The sequence below is a fragment of the Pseudomonas yamanorum genome (genome assembly GCF_900105735.1).
GTDB classification, from domain to species: Bacteria; Pseudomonadota; Gammaproteobacteria; order Pseudomonadales; family Pseudomonadaceae; genus Aquipseudomonas; species Aquipseudomonas yamanorum.
Genome location: NZ_LT629793.1, coordinates 1,564,583 through 1,580,744 on the forward strand (window position 1 = coordinate 1,564,583; position 16,162 = coordinate 1,580,744).

Sequence of the window (16,162 nt, forward strand, 5' to 3'; positions counted from 1 at the left end):
GGCCGCCAGTTTACCGGGCCTTTGGCTTCTTCACATCCAACCGGCGCAAATGGCAGGTCACTTCTTCACGGTCGTGGTACAGCTGCTTACAGCCAATCTCCACTCGAATACCCCGTTCCTTGAAGCCTTCCGCGATGCGTTCAAGCAAGCGCTTCACTTCGGCATAACGCTGCTTCATCGGCAACTTCAGGTTGACCACCGCCTCGCGGCAATGTCCCTCGCCAATCCAGGTTTCCAGCAGGGCCGCGTTACGCGCCGGTTTCTCGACGATGTCGCAGACCATCCAGTCCACCGGCTGCTTGGGGGTGTAGATGAAGCCGTCGGCCATCAAGTGCTGCACCAGGCCGGTGTCCATCAGGCTTTCGGCCATCGGGCCGTTGTCGATAGCGGTCACCAGCATGCCACGGTTGACCAGTTGCCAGGTCCAGCCGCCAGGCGCTGCGCCGAGGTCGACGCCGGTCATGTCGCTGTGCAGACGCTCGTCCCACTGATCACGGGGGATGAAGTGGTGCCAGGCCTCCTCCAGCTTCAGGGTCGAGCGGCTTGGCGCGTCCCGCGGGAATTTCAGGCGGGGGATGCCCATCGGCCACATGGCCGAGTTGTTCGACTCGGCCAGGCCCATGAACACTTCGCGGCCACTCTTGAAGGTCAGCAACAGGCGCGGCTTGCTGGCGTCTTCCACCAGCTTGCCGGCGGCCATCAACGCTTTGCGCAGGTGCACTTCGAATTTCTTGCAGAAGTTCGACAGCTCCTTGCCATCGTTGGTGTCGACCATCTCCAGCCACAGGCTGCCGCACACCGGGAAATCCCGCAGGTGCGCCAGGATCACGCTGATGCGGTCGGTTTCCGGCAAATCGATGAACACCCCGCGCGCCCACTGCCTTGGGAAGATCAGCTCGGCAAAGCGTTGGCCGCGCATCAGGCGCTGGGCGCCGTCTTCTTCGGTGCAGACAAATTCGGCGCAGGCGCTGCCGGTCTTGGCCTTGGCGTAGCCTGAAACGTTCAGGCGAGCGGCGTGTTCCGCGATCTCGGAACAGACTTCGCCTTCAAAACCCGGGCGGCAGTGCATAAAAAGGGTGTTCATCAACTCTCCTGGATCACGGGCTTGCTATAGCGCAATGCCTGTCATGAAAACGCGCGCATGATAGCCGAGTTCGGAACCTTGGACTTATTGATAGAGTCCAGTAATTAGCCAGCTACTTAAAACAGGGCTAATTTGTAAGCTCTGTTCGTCCCGTCAGGTCCGTAGCCGTGCGGACCATAAGGAGTCATGTAATGTCATCCCTTGATAGTCTGAGAACCCTTAAAACCTTACAGATCGACGACAAGACCTATCACTACTTCAGCCTGCCCGAAGCCGCCAAGAGCCTGGGTGATCTGGACAAGCTGCCGATGTCCCTCAAGGTACTGCTGGAAAACCTGCTGCGCTGGGAAGACGAAAAGACCGTCACCGGCGCCGACCTCAAGGCCATTGCCGCCTGGCTCAAGGAGCGCCGCTCCGACCGCGAGATCCAATACCGCCCCGCCCGGGTGCTGATGCAGGACTTTACCGGCGTGCCCGCCGTGGTCGACCTGGCCGCCATGCGCGCCGCCGTGGCCAAGGCCGGCGGTGACCCGCAGCGCATCAACCCGCTGTCACCGGTGGATCTGGTGATCGACCACTCGGTGATGGTCGACAAGTTCGCCACCACCGGCGCCTTCCAGGAAAACGTCGACATCGAAATGCAGCGCAACGGCGAACGCTACGCCTTCCTGCGCTGGGGCCAGAGCGCCTTCGACAACTTCAGCGTAGTACCGCCGGGCACCGGCATCTGCCACCAGGTCAACCTGGAATACCTCGGCCGCACCGTGTGGACCAAGGATGAAGACGGCCGCACCTACGCCTTCCCCGACACATTGGTAGGCACAGACTCCCACACCACCATGATCAACGGCCTCGGCGTACTGGGCTGGGGCGTGGGCGGGATCGAAGCGGAAGCCGCGATGCTCGGGCAGCCGGTGTCGATGCTGATCCCGGAAGTGATCGGCTTCAAGCTCACCGGCAAGCTGAAAGAAGGCATCACCGCCACCGACCTGGTGCTGACCGTCACCCAGATGTTGCGCAAAAAAGGCGTGGTCGGGAAATTCGTCGAATTCTATGGTGATGGCCTGGCCGACCTGCCACTGGCCGACCGTGCCACCATCGCCAACATGGCCCCGGAATACGGCGCCACTTGCGGCTTCTTCCCGGTGGACGACGTGACTCTGGACTACCTGCGCCTGTCGGGCCGTCCTGCGGAAACCGTCAAACTGGTAGAGGCGTACACCAAGGCCCAGGGCCTATGGCGCAACGCCGGTCAGGAGCCCATCTTCACTGACAGCCTGGCACTGGACATGGGCAGTGTCGAAGCCAGCCTCGCGGGGCCAAAACGCCCACAAGACCGTGTTTCCCTGCCGAACGTCGGCCAGGCCTTCAGCGACTTCCTCGACCTGCAATTCAAACCCACCAACAAGGAAGAAGGCCGCCTGGAAAGCGAAGGCGGCGGTGGTGTTGCGGTGGGCAACGCCGACCTGATCGGTGAAGCCGACTACGACTTCGAAGGCCAGACCTATCGCCTGAAAAACGGCGCGGTGGTGATCGCCGCGATTACCTCCTGCACCAACACCTCCAACCCCAGCGTGATGATGGCAGCGGGCTTGGTGGCGAAAAAGGCCGTGGAGAAAGGACTGAAGAGCAAGCCATGGGTGAAAACGTCCCTGGCGCCTGGTTCCAAGGTGGTCACCGACTACTACAAAGCGGCGGGGCTGACCCAATACCTCGACAAGCTGGGCTTCGACCTGGTGGGTTATGGCTGCACCACCTGCATCGGCAACTCCGGGCCGCTGCCCGAGCCGATCGAAAAAGCCATCCAGAAAGCCGACCTGGCGGTAGCGTCGGTGCTTTCGGGCAACCGTAACTTTGAAGGCCGGGTGCACCCGCTGGTGAAAACCAACTGGCTGGCCTCCCCACCCCTCGTCGTGGCCTACGCCCTGGCCGGCACCGTGCGCATGGACATCAGCAGCGAACCACTGGGCACCGGCTCTGACGGTAAACCGGTGTACCTGCGGGACATCTGGCCCAGCAGCAAGGAAATCGCCGACGCCGTCGCCCAAGTCAGCACCGGGATGTTCCACAAGGAATACGCCGAAGTGTTTGCCGGCGACGAACAGTGGCAAGCCATTGAAGTGCCGCAGGCCGCGACCTACGTCTGGCAAAAGGACTCCACCTACATCCAGCACCCACCGTTCTTTGACGACATCGGCGGCCCGCTGCCGGTGATCGAAGACGTCAAGGGCGCCAACGTGCTGGCACTGTTGGGGGATTCGGTGACCACCGACCACATCTCCCCCGCCGGTAACATCAAGACCGACAGCCCGGCCGGCAAATACCTGCGCGAGCAAGGTGTCGAACCGCGGGACTTCAACTCTTACGGCTCGCGTCGCGGCAACCACGAAGTGATGATGCGCGGCACCTTCGCCAACATCCGTATCCGCAACGAAATGCTCGGCGGTGAGGAAGGCGGCAACACGATCTACATCCCTACCGGCGAGAAAATGCCGATCTACGACGCGGCCATGAAGTACCAGGCCTCGGATACTCCGCTGGTGGTGATCGCCGGTCAGGAGTACGGCACCGGCTCAAGCCGCGACCGGGCCGCCAAGGGCACCAACCTGTTGGGGGTCAAGGCGGTGATCGCCGAGAGCTTCGAGCGGATTCACCGCTCCAACCTGGTAGGCATGGGCGTGCTGCCCCTGCAGTTCAAGCTGGACCAGAACCGCAAGGCACTCAAGCTGACCGGCAAAGAGAAGATCGACATCCTCGGGCTGACCAACGCCGAGATCGAGCCGCGCATGAACCTGACGCTGGTGATCACCCGTGAGGATGGCAGCAGCGAGAAGGTCGAGGTGCTGTGCCGCATCGATACGCTGAATGAGGTCGAGTACTTCAAGGCGGGCGGGATCCTGCACTACGTGTTGCGGCAGCTGATTGCCTCGTAACTGACACGCGCTACACAAAACACCGCCTTCCCAGGCGGTGTTTTCATTTTTACCGTCGGTGACGCTCGTTATACTGCCGCCCTCAGATTTCGATAGTCACAAGGATTCCCCATGCTTGCTCTGCCATGGCTGTACCTGGCGCTTCTTTCCATCGGCTATGTACTCGCCTTGAGCTACGGGCAATTGGGCTTGATGGCGGCGTTGTCCGTCGCCATGTTGCTGCTGGCCGGGTTTGCCGTGCGCCAGCAGCGAAATCCATGGGTGCGCTATCTCGGCCACGGCCTGTTTATCGTGCTGGCGCTGGGGCTGGCGATGCATTGGCTGCCGGGCTTCTACAACGGTCGCGGGATCGCCCCGCAGCGCTTTACTGACGATGCCGTGCCGTTTTCGATGTACTTGAACCAGGACAAGCCGCTGATCGGCTTCTGGCTGCTGCTGGCCTGCCCGTGGATTGTTGCGCGCCGGTCATTGCGCCTGTCGATCTATGCCACGGCGCTGGCATTGACCCTGACGGCGATTGCCGCACTGGGCGGTGCTGCGTTGCTGGGGGTTATCAGTTGGGCGCCGAAGTGGCCGGAACAGGCATGGCTGTGGGTGCTGAATAACCTGCTGCTGGTGACTCTCGTGGAGGAAGCGCTGTTTCGCGGTTACATCCAGGGCGGGCTGAGCCGGCGCTTCAAGCAGTTGCCCTATGGTGAAAACCTCGCGCTGTTACTGGCAGCGCTTTTGTTCGGCCTGGTCCACCTGGGCGCAGGCTGGCAGTGGACCCTGCTGGCAACCATCGCCGGCCTGGGATACGGCCTGGCGTATCGCTTTGGCGGGTTGGGCGCGGCGATCGTCACGCACTTCGGCTTGAACCTGCTGCATTTCGGGTTGTTTACCTATCCGATGCTGGCGGGCTGAGGCTGAGCCGATTGTTGCAAAAATAAGTTAAATAAAACCCCGCAGCGGCCGACAACCCATCAAAGCCTTGCGGATTGAACAATCATGCGTAATAACCAACCCGTTACCCAGCGCGAACGTACCTTCCCCGCTCAGCAACGGTTGATCTCCACCACCGATGCCAAAGGCGTGATCACCTACTGCAACGACGCCTTTGTCGAGATCAGTGGGTTTTCCCATGACGAACTGTTGCGTGCCCCGCACAACCTGGTTCGTCATCCGGATGTTCCGGCGGCAGTGTTCGCACACATGTGGTCGACGCTCAAACAAGGCTTGCCATGGATGGGCATCGTCAAGAACCGCTGCAAGAGCGGTGATCACTATTGGGTCAACGCCTATGTGACACCGGTCTTCGACGGCAATCAGGTGATCGGCTACGAGTCGGTTCGGGTCAAGCCCACCGCCGAGCAGATTCGCCGTGCCGAGGCGCTTTACCAGCGCATCAACCAGGGCAAGCCGGCCATCCCGCGCCGCGACAAGTGGCTGCCGGTGTTGCAGGACTGGCTGCCGTTTATCCTGGTCAGCCAGTTGAGCTTTCTGATTGGCGTCTGGCTCAATTCCCACTGGGGCTTTGCCTTGGCCGCCGCGCTGTCGGTACCGCTGGGCCTGCTGGGCCTGAGCTGGCAACAGCGCGGGCTCAAGCGTTTGCTGCGCCTGGCCGAGCAGACCACGTCCGACCCGCTGATTGCGCAGATGTACACCGACAGCCGCGGCGCCCAGGCACGCCTGGAGATGTCGATCCTCAGCCAGGAAGCGCGCCTGAAGACGTGTCTTACCCGTTTGCAGGACACGGCTGAACACCTCAACTCCCAGGCGGCACAGTCCAATACCCTGGCGCATAACAGCTCCAGCGGTCTTGAACGCCAACGTGTGGAAACCGAACAGGTGGCCACTGCGGTCAACCAGATGGCCGCGACGACCCAGGAAGTCGCCAGCCACGTGCAACGCACCGCCGATGCCACCCAGGAAGCCAATCGCCTGACCGGCCGTGGCCGTGATATCGCCGGCGAAACCCGCGAGGCGATTCAGCGCCTGTCGGTAGCGGTCGGGGAAACCGGTGTGACCGTGACCCAACTGGCCAAGGACAGCGATGAGATCGGCGGCGTGGTGGATGTGATCAAAGGCATCGCCGACCAGACCAACCTGCTGGCGCTGAACGCGGCCATCGAAGCGGCCCGTGCCGGCGAGATGGGCCGGGGCTTCGCAGTGGTGGCCGACGAAGTGCGGCAACTGGCCCAGCGTACCAGCGAGTCCACCGGGCAGATTCACGCGCTGATCGCCAAGCTGCAACAGACCGCCAACGCCGCCGTACAGACCATGGACGCCGGGCATCGCCAGGCGGAGGAAGGTGTGGCGCGGGTGATGGAGGCGGACCAGGCGCTGATCGGGATCAGTGAAGCGGTAGCGCATATCACTGACATGACGGCGCAGATTGCGGCGGCGACCGAAGAGCAAAGCTCGGTGGCTGAAGAGATCAGCCGTAATATCAGCACCATTGCGTTGCTGGCGGATCAGACTTCGGAACAGGCGTTGAACTCGGCGCAGTTGAGTGAAGAGCTGACGCATACCGCCAATACCCAGTACTCGCTGGTAGAACGCTTTAACCGGTAAATCGCTATCGCAGGCAAGCCAGCTCCCACATTTGACTGTGTTCACACATCAAAATGTGGGAGCTGGCTTGCCTGCGATGAGGCCCTAAAGGCCAGCAAGAAAGCTTGAGACCTTCACCGCCGCAGCCTCCAGATGCTGCTCATGACTAAACCCCGAAGCCTTCAACGGCTTCAAATCATGATCCCCCGCTACCCGCCACATCACCTCGATACTCGGCGACAACACATACCCTTCCACCGCCGCCCGATTGCCCAGCGCATCCCGCTCGCCCTGCACAATCAACGTCGGCGTCTTCAGCCCGGCCAGATGCTCGGTTCGGGGTTTCTCCGGCTTGCCCACCGCATAAAACGGATAACCCAGGCACACCAGCGCATCCGCGCCCAATTCATCCGCCAGTAAACTGGCCATCCGCCCGCCCATGGACTTGCCGCCAACCGCCAGTTTCCCAGCGACATGACGTCGCACCTCGGCATACACCTCACGCCAGCATTCCAGCAGTTTCGGGGCAGGATTGGGTGGGCGTTTACCGCCGTCCACACGGCGCTGGGCCATGTACGGAAACTCGAAGCGCAACACGTTCACGCCATGCCCGGCAAGGCGTGCAGCCATGTCGTTCATGAAGCCCGAGTCCATCGGCGCACCCGCGCCGTGGGCCAGGATCAACGTCGCGGGCGTACGCGCGATAGACCCTGTGGCGACATCCCACAACCAGCCGCGTTCCCGCACACACTGCGCCCATTGATCCCCGTCAATACTGGCCTTGTGCTCTTTGCCCATGCTTGCCTCGCTTTTTAGTCTGCCTATAACTCCAGCCCAAGTGCCGCATTTGCTTGGGTTGAACCGTGGATGGGGAACCATGAACACTACTTTAAGTACCGCCTATAACTACAAGGTGGTCCGCCAATTCGCCATTATGACGGTGGTGTGGGGCATCGTCGGCATGGGGCTCGGGGTTTTTCTCGCTGCCCAGTTGGTATGGCCCGAACTCAACTTCAATTTGCCCTGGACCAGTTTCGGCCGTTTGCGCCCGCTGCACACCAACGCGGTGATCTTTGCCTTCGGCGGTTGCGCGCTGTTTGCCAGCTCTTTCTACTCGGTGCAACGCACCTGCCAGACCCAGCTGTTCGCGCCCAAACTCGCGCAGTTCTGCTTCTGGGGCTGGCAGTTGGTGATTGTGCTGGCCGCGATCAGCTTGCCGCTGGGCTACACCACCTCCAAGGAATACGCCGAGCTGGAATGGCCGATCGCCATTCTCATCGCCGTGGTCTGGGTGGCCTACGGCGTCGTGTTCTTCGGCACGGTGATGAAGCGCAACACCAAGCATATCTACGTCGGTAACTGGTTCTTCGGTGCGTTCATCATCACCGTGGCTATCCTGCACATCGTCAACCACGCGTCCCTGCCGGTGAGCTGGACCAAGTCCTACTCGGCCTACGGCGGTGCGACGGATGCCATGGTGCAGTGGTGGTACGGGCATAACGCGGTAGGCTTTTTCCTCACCGCAGGCTTCCTTGGGATGATGTACTACTTCGTGCCGAAACAGGCCGAACGTCCGGTGTATTCCTATCGCCTGTCCATCGTGCACTTCTGGGCACTGATCACCCTGTACATCTGGGCCGGCCCCCACCACTTGCACTACACCGCGTTGCCGGACTGGGCACAGTCTCTGGGCATGGTGATGTCGCTGGTGCTGCTGGCACCGAGCTGGGGCGGGATGATCAACGGCATGATGACCTTGTCGGGCGCCTGGCATAAGTTGCGCAGCGACCCGATCCTGCGCTTCCTTGTCGTGTCTCTCGCGTTCTACGGCATGTCGACCTTCGAAGGGCCGATGATGGCCATCAAGACGGTCAACGCCCTCTCCCACTACACCGACTGGACCATCGGCCACGTACATGCCGGCGCCCTCGGTTGGGTAGCGATGATTTCCATCGGCGCGCTGTACCACATGATCCCGAAAATCTTCGGTCGCGAGCAGATGTACAGCCTCGGCCTGATCAACGCGCACTTCTGGCTGGCCACCATCGGCACCGTGCTCTACATCGCTTCGATGTGGGTCAACGGTATTGCCCAGGGCCTGATGTGGCGTGCGGTCAATGAAGACGGCACCTTGACCTACTCCTTCGTCGAAACCCTGGTGGCCAGCCACCCAGGCTTCATCGTGCGGCTGGTGGGTGGGGCGATCTTCCTCAGCGGCATGTTCCTGATGGCTTACAACACGTGGCGCACCGTGCGTTCGGCACAACCCGCCGAAGTCGCCGCTGCGGCGCAGATGGCCTGAGGAGTCGATGATGAAACACGAAACCATTGAAAAGAACGTCGGCCTGCTGATGCTGCTGATGGTGCTCGCCGTGAGTATCGGCGGCCTGACCCAGATTGTGCCGCTGTTCTTCCAGGACGTGACCAACAAGCCGGTGGAAGGCATGAAGCCCTACACCGCGCTGCAACTGGAAGGCCGCGACATCTACATCCGCGAAGGTTGCGTACAGTGCCACTCGCAGATGATCCGCCCGTTCCGCGCCGAAACCGAGCGCTACGGCCACTACTCGGTGGCCGGTGAAAGCGTGTGGGATCACCCCTTCCTATGGGGCTCCAAACGCACCGGGCCGGACCTGGCCCGCGTCGGCGCGCGCTACTCGGACGACTGGCACCGCGCGCACTTGTACAACCCGCGCAACGTGGTGCCGGAATCGAAGATGCCGGCGTACCCATGGCTGGTCACCGCTCCGGTCGACAGCAGCCACACCGAGACCAAGCTCAAAGTGATGCGCACCCTCGGCGTGCCGTACACCGACGATGACATCGCCGGCGCCGTGGCCTCCCTCAAGGGCAAGACCGAGATGGACGCGCTGGTTTCGTACCTGCAAGTGCTCGGCACTGCCATCAAGAGCAAGAGGTGAGCCATGGGATTTGATTTCGATGCTGGAACCATCCGCGGGCTTGGCACGCTGGTCGTGGCCATCGCCTTCATCGGCTTGTCGCTGTGGGTGTTCAACTCCCGGCGCAATTCGGAGTTCGCCGAAGCCTGCCTGCTGCCGTTTGCCGATGAACCGCTACCGCCAACCCCCGACGCTCAAGAAGAGCCTGCAACAAGGAGCAACCGGCCATGACTACCTTCTGGAGTACATGGATCTGTGTACTGACCCTCGGCAGCCTGATCGGGCTGACCTGGCTGTTGATCGGCACCCGCAAGGGCGAGACCAAGGGCAGCGTGGACCAGACCATGGGCCACGCCTTCGACGGGATCGAGGAATACGATAACCCGCTGCCGCAATGGTGGTTCATGCTGTTCGCCGGCACCCTGGTGTTTGCCGTCGGCTACCTGATCCTCTACCCGGGCCTGGGCAACTGGAAGGGCGTGCTGCCGGGCTATGAAGACGGCTGGACCCAGACCAAGGAATGGGACAAGGAGATGGCCAAGGCCGACGCCAAGTTCGGGCCGATCTTCGCCAAATTCGCAGCCATGCCCGTGGAAGAAGTGGCCAAGGACCCGCAGGCGCTGAAAATGGGCGGTCGCCTGTTTGCCTCCAACTGCGCGGTGTGCCACGGCTCGGACGCCAAGGGCGCCTACGGTTTCCCGAACCTGGCGGACAACATCTGGCGCTGGGGCGGTTCAGCCGACGCAATCAAGATGACCATCATGAATGGCCGTCATGCAGCGATGCCGGCCTGGGGTGAAGTGCTGGGTGAAGACGGGGTGAAAAACGTCGCGGCCTATGTGCGCCATGAACTGGCGGGCCTGCCGTTGCCGGCGGACAGCACCGCTGACGTTGCGGCGGGCCAAGTGGCGTTCAGCACCACCTGTGTCGCCTGCCACGGTCCACAAGGCCATGGTGTGGAAGCCATGGGTGCGCCGAACCTGACGCAACCCAGCGGCTTTATCTACGGCACCAGCCTGGCACAGTTGCAGCAGACCATTCGCCACGGCCGCCAAGGCCAGATGCCCGCGCAGGAAGTGCTGCAAGGCAATGACAAGGTGCATTTGCTTGCGGCCTACGTCTACAGCCTGTCCCATAACGCCGATGGCGCAACGCCTGACAGCCAACCCGAGTAATCCTGCACTCCCCAAAAGCCGCGCCTGCTTCAGGTGCGGCTTTTTTGCGACCCATTGTCGCACCCTTCCGATCAGCGACTTTCCCCTCCTGCCATTCGGGTCTACGCTTGTTTGCACAGTGGACCGGCATTGGCCGGTCGATGGCCGACTTGCACTCGATGGGTTGAAACATTTCTGCTCGATGACAGGCGCAAAGGCTGGTACTTACCGGCTGTCGTGCCACTGACCACTCGTCACCCGAGCGGCTTGTTTACACACACTCAGTTACAAGTACCTTCGACCCGCTTAAAATCCTGTCCAAGTCGTCAGCTTTTAACCCTGAATTTTGTCCTTACGCCAAACATGGAAAGGGCGCAGAATCTGGTTTGGAACGCATTGACGCAGGTCACCTTGCGTTGCAATGGAATCTTGCTTTCTCCATACTTGCGACCGATTTTTACCCTATAAAAAAACCTAAACCGTGGAACCTTAGAATGAGCACAGCAATCAGTCCGACTGCTTATAACTATAAGGTAGTCCGCCAGTTCGCCATCATGACGGTGGTCTGGGGGATCCTTGGCATGGGGCTCGGTGTCTTCATCGCCTCGCAACTGGTTTGGCCAGAGTTGAATTTTGGCCTGCCATGGACGACGTTTGGACGCCTGCGCCCGTTGCACACCAACCTGGTGATTTTTGCCTTCGGTGGATGTGCACTGTTTGCCACTTCTTACTACGTCGTGCAGCGAACCTGCCAAACGCGACTGATTTCCGATGCATTGGCTGCCTTTACCTTCTGGGGCTGGCAAGCGGTCATCGTTGGCGCGATCATCACCCTGCCGCTGGGCTACACCACCACCAAGGAATACGCCGAGCTGGAATGGCCGATCGCCATTTTGCTGGCGATTGTCTGGGTGACCTACGCGGTGGTGTTCTTCGGCACCATCGTCAAGCGCAAGACCAAGCACATCTACGTCGGCAACTGGTTCTACGGGGCGTTTATCCTGGTGACGGCGATGCTGCACATCGTCAACCACACCTCCTTGCCGGTGAGCTTCTTCAAGTCCTACTCGGCCTACGCCGGTGCGACGGACGCGATGATCCAGTGGTGGTACGGCCACAACGCCGTAGGCTTCTTCCTCACCACCGGCTTCCTGGGGATGATGTACTACTTCGTGCCGAAACAGGCCGAGCGTCCGATCTACTCCTATCGCCTGTCCATCGTGCACTTCTGGGCGCTGATCACCCTGTACATCTGGGCCGGTCCGCACCACCTGCACTACACCGCGTTGCCGGACTGGGCCCAGTCCCTGGGCATGGCCATGTCGATCATCCTGCTGGCGCCAAGCTGGGGCGGGATGATCAACGGCATGATGACCCTGTCGGGCGCCTGGCATAAATTGCGCACCGACCCGATCCTGCGGTTCCTCGTGGTATCCCTGGCGTTCTACGGCATGTCGACCTTCGAAGGCCCGATGATGGCCATCAAGACCGTCAACTCGCTGTCCCACTACACCGACTGGACCATCGGCCACGTACACGCCGGCGCCCTCGGTTGGGTAGCGATGATCTCCATCGGTGCGCTGTACCACATGATCCCGAAACTGTTCGGCCGTGCGCAGATGCACAGCGTCAGCCTGATCAACACGCACTTCTGGCTGGCCACCATCGGTACCGTGCTCTACATCGCCTCGATGTGGGTCAACGGCATCACCCAAGGCCTGATGTGGCGTGCGATCAACGACGACGGCACCCTTACTTACTCCTTCGTCGAAGGGCTGCAAGCCAGCCATCCGGGTTACATCGTGCGCGCCCTCGGCGGTGCGATCTTTGCCAGCGGCATGCTCTTCATGGCCTACAACGTCTGGCGCACCGTGCGTGCCTCCGACCCTAAAGAAGCCGAAGCCGCCAGCCAGATCGCCGTTGTGGGAGCTCACTGATGAAGCATGAAGTAGTCGAGAAGAATATCGGCCTGCTGGCCTTCTTCATGGTCATCGCCGTGAGTATCGGCGGCCTGACCCAGATCGTTCCGCTGTTTTTCCAGGACGTGACCAACAAACCGGTGGAAGGCATGAAGCCGCGCACCGCCCTTGAACTGGAAGGCCGCGACGTCTACATCGCCAACGGCTGTGTCGGCTGCCACTCGCAGATGATCCGTCCGTTCCGCGCCGAAACCGAACGCTACGGCCACTACTCGGTGGCCGGTGAAAGCGTGTGGGACCACCCGTTCCTGTGGGGTTCCAAGCGTACCGGCCCGGACCTGGCCCGTGTCGGCGGTCGTTACTCCGATGACTGGCAGCGTGCGCACTTGTACAACCCGCGCAACGTCGTGCCCGAGTCGAAAATGCCGGCGTACCCGTTCCTGGTCGAAAACAAACTCGACGGCAAGGACACCGCCAAGAAGATGGAAGTCTTGCGCACCCTCGGCGTGCCCTACACCGACGAAGACATCGCCGGGGCGGCAGCTGCCGTGAAGGGCAAGACCGAAATGGACGCACTGGTGGCCTACTTGCAAGGCCTTGGCACCATCATCAAAAGCAAACGGTGATCACGATGGATATCGGGATGATTCGAGGCCTGGGCACCGTTGTCGTGATGGTGGCTTTTATCGGCCTGGCGTTGTGGGTGTTCAGCCCCAAGCGCAAGTCGGAGTTTGAAGACGCGACGTTGCTGCCCTTCGCGGATGATCCCGAAGCCATCAAGCACGTCGTAGAAGCGTCTAGGAGTAACAAAGAATGACTACGTTCTGGAGTCTGTACGTCACAGTCCTCAGTCTGGGTACCATTTTCGCCCTGACCTGGCTGCTGCTGTCGACCCGCAAGGGCCAGCGCGCCGAGCAAACCGATGAAACCGTCGGCCACTCGTTCGACGGCATCGAGGAGTACGACAACCCGCTGCCGAAATGGTGGTTCATGCTGTTTGTCGGCACCATCATCTTCGCCCTCGGTTACCTGGCGCTGTACCCTGGCTTGGGCAACTGGAAAGGCCTGCTGCCGGGCTATAACTACCTCGACAACGACAAGCAAACCCCTTTCGCCAACGGCCAGACCGGCTGGACCGGCGTGCACGAATGGGAAAAGGAAATGGCCAAGTCGGACGCCAAGTTCGGGCCGATCTTCGCCAAGTTCGCCGCGATGCCGATTGAAGAAGTGGCCAAGGACCCGCAAGCCTTGAAGATGGGTGGCCGCCTGTTCGCCTCCAACTGCTCGGTGTGCCACGGTTCCGACGCCAAGGGGGCCTACGGCTTTCCCAACCTGACCGACGCCGACTGGCGCTGGGGCGGCGACCCGGCCACCATCAAGGAAACCATCATGAAAGGTCGCCACGCGGTGATGCCGGCCTGGGCCGAAGTCATTGGCGAGCAAGGCGTGGCCGATGTGGCCGGCTTTGTGGTGACCAATCTCGATGGCCGTAAACTGCCGGAAGGCGCCAAGGCTGACGTGGCCAACGGCGAGAAACTCTTCGCCGCCAACTGCGTGGCGTGCCACGGTCCCGCCGGTAAAGGTACACCCGCCATGGGCGCACCTGACCTGACCCACCCGGGCGCCTTCATTTACGGTTCGAGCTTCGCGCAACTGCAGCAGACCATCCGTTATGGCCGTCAGGGCCAAATGCCTGCGCAGGAGCAATTGCAGGGCAATGACAAGGTGCATTTGCTGGCGGCGTATGTTTACAGCCTGTCCCATGGGGACAAGCCGGCGGACGCCGAGTAAGGCAAAACGGCCATAAAAACGGCTCTGTCAGCGGAAGCTGACAGAGCCGTTTTTGAAACCACCAAAGATCCAATGTGGGAGCGGGCTTGCTCGCGAATGCGGTGTATCAGTAACCAATAAGTTGACTGACACTGCGCATTCGCGAGCGAGCCCGCTCCCACATCAGACCTGCCTTGTTTTGAAGATCCGGGGCTCTTGGCTGACTGCATTGAGGACCTGCCCACCCACCGCAACAGCAAAAACCGTCCATACTTCACAAGTCAATTGATCCAGATCACGTACACCATCAATTGACTTCCCCCAACGCGACCAAAGGTCGCACCCGTCAAAGGGTATCTGGGGCGTATCATTAGGCCACTGCAACACCCCTATTTTGACCCCGGCTGGCACGTACTGGCCGAGGCAAATCTCCACTGCCGTGGGATGCAATGATGAGCAACCAGATTCCGGAACATGACGTTACCCCGCCTGCCAAAAAATCAAGCAACACTGTCGATCTCTACGCATCACGGGAGAAAATCTACACCCGCGCCTTCACCGGTTTGTTCCGCAATTTGCGGATGCTCGGTGGCGCCGGTTTGTTCCTGCTCTACTTCGGCACCGTGTGGCTGAACTGGGGTGGCCACCAGGCCGTGTGGTGGAACCTGCCGGAGCGTAAATTCTTCATTTTTGGCGCGACCTTCTGGCCCCAGGATTTCATCCTGCTGTCGGGCATCCTGATCGTCGCGGCGTTTGGCCTGTTCTTCATCACCGTGTATGCCGGCCGCGTCTGGTGCGGCTACACCTGCCCGCAAAGCGTGTGGACCTGGATCTTCATGTGGTGCGAAAAGGTCACCGAAGGCGACCGCAACCAGCGCATCAAGCTGGACAAGGCGCCGATGAGCGCCAACAAGTTCCTGCGCAAATTCAGCAAGCACAGCCTGTGGCTGATCATCGGCTTCGTCACCGGCATGACCTTCGTCGGCTACTTCTCGCCGATCCGTGAGCTGGTGTTCGACTTCTTCACCGGCCAGGCCGATGGCTGGTCGTATTTCTGGGTCGGCTTCTTCACCCTCGCCACCTACGGCAACGCCGGTTGGCTACGGGAGCAAGTGTGCATCTACATGTGCCCATATGCGCGCTTCCAGAGCGTGATGTTCGACAAGGACACCCTGATTGTTTCCTACGACCCACGCCGTGGCGAAACCCGGGGCCCGCGCAAAAAAGGTATCGACTACAAGGCCGAGGGCCTGGGGGATTGCATCGATTGCACGATGTGCGTGCAGGTGTGCCCCACGGGCATCGACATCCGTGACGGCCTGCAGATCGAATGCATCGGCTGCGCGGCCTGTATCGACGCCTGCGACAACATTATGGACAAGATGGAATACCCCCGCGGCCTGATCAGCTACACCACCGAACACAACCTGTCGGGGCAGAAAACCCATAAGCTGCGACCGCGCCTGATCGGTTATGCCCTGGTGCTGCTGGCGATGATAGGCCTGTTGGCAGGCGCATTCTTCATGCGTTCGCTGGTGGGTTTCGACGTCAGCAAGGACCGAGTGCTGTACCGCGAAAACGCCGAAGGCCGGATCGAAAACGTCTACAGCCTGAAGATCATGAACAAGGACCAGCGCGACCACACTTACGTGCTGGAAGCCGCAGGCCTGCCGGACCTCAAGCTGCAAGGCCGGCGCGAGATCAAGGTGGCCGCCGGGGAAATCTTCAGCATGCCGGTGGAGCTGTCGAGCGCACCGGAGCAACTGCCGTCGAGCACCAACGAGGTGAAATTCATCCTCAAGGATGCCGATGACGACAGCGTTCACATTGAAGCCAAGAGCCGATTCATCGGCCCACAAGTCCGTTAATA

General features: G+C 60.8%; 14 protein-coding genes. 12 read left to right on the plus strand and 2 right to left on the minus strand.

Annotated elements, in window-relative coordinates:
• Positions 1 to 10 precede the first annotated feature (10 nt).
• Positions 11 to 1,084 carry a 23S rRNA (cytidine(2498)-2'-O)-methyltransferase RlmM gene (rlmM, locus tag BLU46_RS07620; protein WP_003219000.1) on the minus strand — a complete coding sequence of 358 codons (1,074 nt, stop codon included), beginning with the start codon at positions 1,082 to 1,084 and terminating at the stop codon, positions 11 to 13.
• Between the two features lie 191 nt (positions 1,085 to 1,275).
• Between rlmM and acnA the strand changes: the two genes are divergently transcribed.
• The 3 genes from acnA (at position 1,276) to BLU46_RS07635 (ending at position 6,570) form a co-directional block, all read left to right on the plus strand.
• The gene (gene acnA, locus BLU46_RS07625) at positions 1,276 to 4,017 is read left to right on the plus strand and encodes an aconitate hydratase AcnA (RefSeq protein ID WP_093200346.1); all 2,742 of its coding nucleotides are present in this window, start codon (positions 1,276 to 1,278) and stop codon (positions 4,015 to 4,017) included.
• A gap of 111 nt (positions 4,018 to 4,128) precedes the next feature.
• Positions 4,129 to 4,920: a CPBP family intramembrane glutamic endopeptidase gene (locus BLU46_RS07630; protein ID WP_003219003.1), complete on the plus strand. Its 792-nt coding sequence runs from the start codon at positions 4,129 to 4,131 to the stop codon at positions 4,918 to 4,920.
• 84 nt (positions 4,921 to 5,004) lie between these two features.
• Positions 5,005 to 6,570, plus strand: a complete 1,566-nt coding sequence (locus tag BLU46_RS07635) for a methyl-accepting chemotaxis protein (protein WP_093200349.1) — start codon at positions 5,005 to 5,007, stop codon at positions 6,568 to 6,570.
• Between the two features lie 84 nt (positions 6,571 to 6,654).
• Here BLU46_RS07635 and BLU46_RS07640 read toward each other — a convergent pair whose 3' ends face one another.
• Complete coding sequence (locus tag BLU46_RS07640; RefSeq protein WP_093200352.1) at positions 6,655 to 7,347, minus strand: alpha/beta family hydrolase; 693 nt, start codon at positions 7,345 to 7,347, stop codon at positions 6,655 to 6,657.
• A 79-nt stretch (positions 7,348 to 7,426) separates the two neighbouring features.
• Between BLU46_RS07640 and ccoN (BLU46_RS07645) the strand changes: the two genes are divergently transcribed.
• The 9 genes from ccoN (BLU46_RS07645) (at position 7,427) to ccoG (ending at position 16,160) form a co-directional block, all read left to right on the plus strand.
• Positions 7,427 to 8,851 (plus strand): cytochrome-c oxidase, cbb3-type subunit I, encoded by a 1,425-nt coding sequence (gene ccoN, locus BLU46_RS07645; RefSeq protein WP_093200355.1) that lies wholly within the window; start codon positions 7,427 to 7,429, stop codon positions 8,849 to 8,851.
• Positions 8,852 to 8,861: 10 nt separating this feature from the next.
• On the plus strand, positions 8,862 to 9,470 hold the full coding sequence (gene ccoO / locus BLU46_RS07650; protein ID WP_003219010.1) for a cytochrome-c oxidase, cbb3-type subunit II: 609 nt from the start codon (positions 8,862 to 8,864) through the stop codon (positions 9,468 to 9,470).
• A gap of 3 nt (positions 9,471 to 9,473) precedes the next feature.
• A complete protein-coding gene (locus BLU46_RS07655; protein WP_008437576.1) occupies positions 9,474 to 9,680 on the plus strand; it encodes a cbb3-type cytochrome oxidase subunit 3 in 207 nt (68 codons plus the stop codon).
• Positions 9,677 to 10,624, plus strand: a complete 948-nt coding sequence (gene ccoP / locus BLU46_RS07660) for a cytochrome-c oxidase, cbb3-type subunit III (RefSeq protein ID WP_076017219.1) — start codon at positions 9,677 to 9,679, stop codon at positions 10,622 to 10,624. The genes BLU46_RS07655 and ccoP (BLU46_RS07660) overlap by 4 nt, the downstream gene beginning before the upstream one ends.
• 473 nt (positions 10,625 to 11,097) lie before the next feature.
• Positions 11,098 to 12,540, plus strand: a complete 1,443-nt coding sequence (gene ccoN / locus BLU46_RS07665; RefSeq protein WP_093200358.1) for a cytochrome-c oxidase, cbb3-type subunit I — start codon at positions 11,098 to 11,100, stop codon at positions 12,538 to 12,540.
• Positions 12,540 to 13,148, plus strand: coding sequence for a cytochrome-c oxidase, cbb3-type subunit II (ccoO, locus tag BLU46_RS07670; RefSeq protein WP_003193167.1), 609 nt, complete (start codon positions 12,540 to 12,542; stop codon positions 13,146 to 13,148). The genes ccoN (BLU46_RS07665) and ccoO (BLU46_RS07670) overlap by 1 nt, the downstream gene beginning before the upstream one ends.
• Positions 13,149 to 13,153: 5 nt before the next feature.
• Positions 13,154 to 13,339 carry a CcoQ/FixQ family Cbb3-type cytochrome c oxidase assembly chaperone gene (locus tag BLU46_RS07675; protein WP_008437575.1) on the plus strand — a complete coding sequence of 62 codons (186 nt, stop codon included), beginning with the start codon at positions 13,154 to 13,156 and terminating at the stop codon, positions 13,337 to 13,339.
• Positions 13,336 to 14,313, plus strand: a complete 978-nt coding sequence (ccoP, locus tag BLU46_RS07680; RefSeq protein WP_017477182.1) for a cytochrome-c oxidase, cbb3-type subunit III — start codon at positions 13,336 to 13,338, stop codon at positions 14,311 to 14,313. The genes BLU46_RS07675 and ccoP (BLU46_RS07680) overlap by 4 nt, the downstream gene beginning before the upstream one ends.
• 431 nt (positions 14,314 to 14,744) lie before the next feature.
• Entirely contained in the window at positions 14,745 to 16,160 is a 1,416-nt protein-coding gene (ccoG, locus tag BLU46_RS07685; RefSeq protein ID WP_093200361.1) for a cytochrome c oxidase accessory protein CcoG, read from the plus strand.
• The last annotated feature ends 2 nt before the right edge of the window (positions 16,161 to 16,162 follow it).

What these genes read in the sequence shown, in the direction of transcription:
- rlmM (WP_003219000.1), bottom strand. Translation starts at nt 1,084, where the DNA reads ATGAACACCCTTTTTATGCACTGCCGCCCGGGTTTTGAAGGCGAAGTC.
- acnA (WP_093200346.1), top strand. Translation starts at nt 1,276, where the DNA reads ATGTCATCCCTTGATAGTCTGAGAACCCTTAAAACCTTACAGATCGAC.
- BLU46_RS07630 (WP_003219003.1), top strand. Translation starts at nt 4,129, where the DNA reads ATGCTTGCTCTGCCATGGCTGTACCTGGCGCTTCTTTCCATCGGCTAT.
- BLU46_RS07635 (WP_093200349.1), top strand. Translation starts at nt 5,005, where the DNA reads ATGCGTAATAACCAACCCGTTACCCAGCGCGAACGTACCTTCCCCGCT.
- BLU46_RS07640 (WP_093200352.1), bottom strand. Translation starts at nt 7,347, where the DNA reads ATGGGCAAAGAGCACAAGGCCAGTATTGACGGGGATCAATGGGCGCAG.
- ccoN (WP_093200355.1), top strand. Translation starts at nt 7,427, where the DNA reads ATGAACACTACTTTAAGTACCGCCTATAACTACAAGGTGGTCCGCCAA.
- ccoO (WP_003219010.1), top strand. Translation starts at nt 8,862, where the DNA reads ATGAAACACGAAACCATTGAAAAGAACGTCGGCCTGCTGATGCTGCTG.
- BLU46_RS07655 (WP_008437576.1), top strand. Translation starts at nt 9,474, where the DNA reads ATGGGATTTGATTTCGATGCTGGAACCATCCGCGGGCTTGGCACGCTG.
- ccoP (WP_076017219.1), top strand. Translation starts at nt 9,677, where the DNA reads ATGACTACCTTCTGGAGTACATGGATCTGTGTACTGACCCTCGGCAGC.
- ccoN (WP_093200358.1), top strand. Translation starts at nt 11,098, where the DNA reads ATGAGCACAGCAATCAGTCCGACTGCTTATAACTATAAGGTAGTCCGC.
- ccoO (WP_003193167.1), top strand. Translation starts at nt 12,540, where the DNA reads ATGAAGCATGAAGTAGTCGAGAAGAATATCGGCCTGCTGGCCTTCTTC.
- BLU46_RS07675 (WP_008437575.1), top strand. Translation starts at nt 13,154, where the DNA reads ATGGATATCGGGATGATTCGAGGCCTGGGCACCGTTGTCGTGATGGTG.
- ccoP (WP_017477182.1), top strand. Translation starts at nt 13,336, where the DNA reads ATGACTACGTTCTGGAGTCTGTACGTCACAGTCCTCAGTCTGGGTACC.
- ccoG (WP_093200361.1), top strand. Translation starts at nt 14,745, where the DNA reads ATGAGCAACCAGATTCCGGAACATGACGTTACCCCGCCTGCCAAAAAA.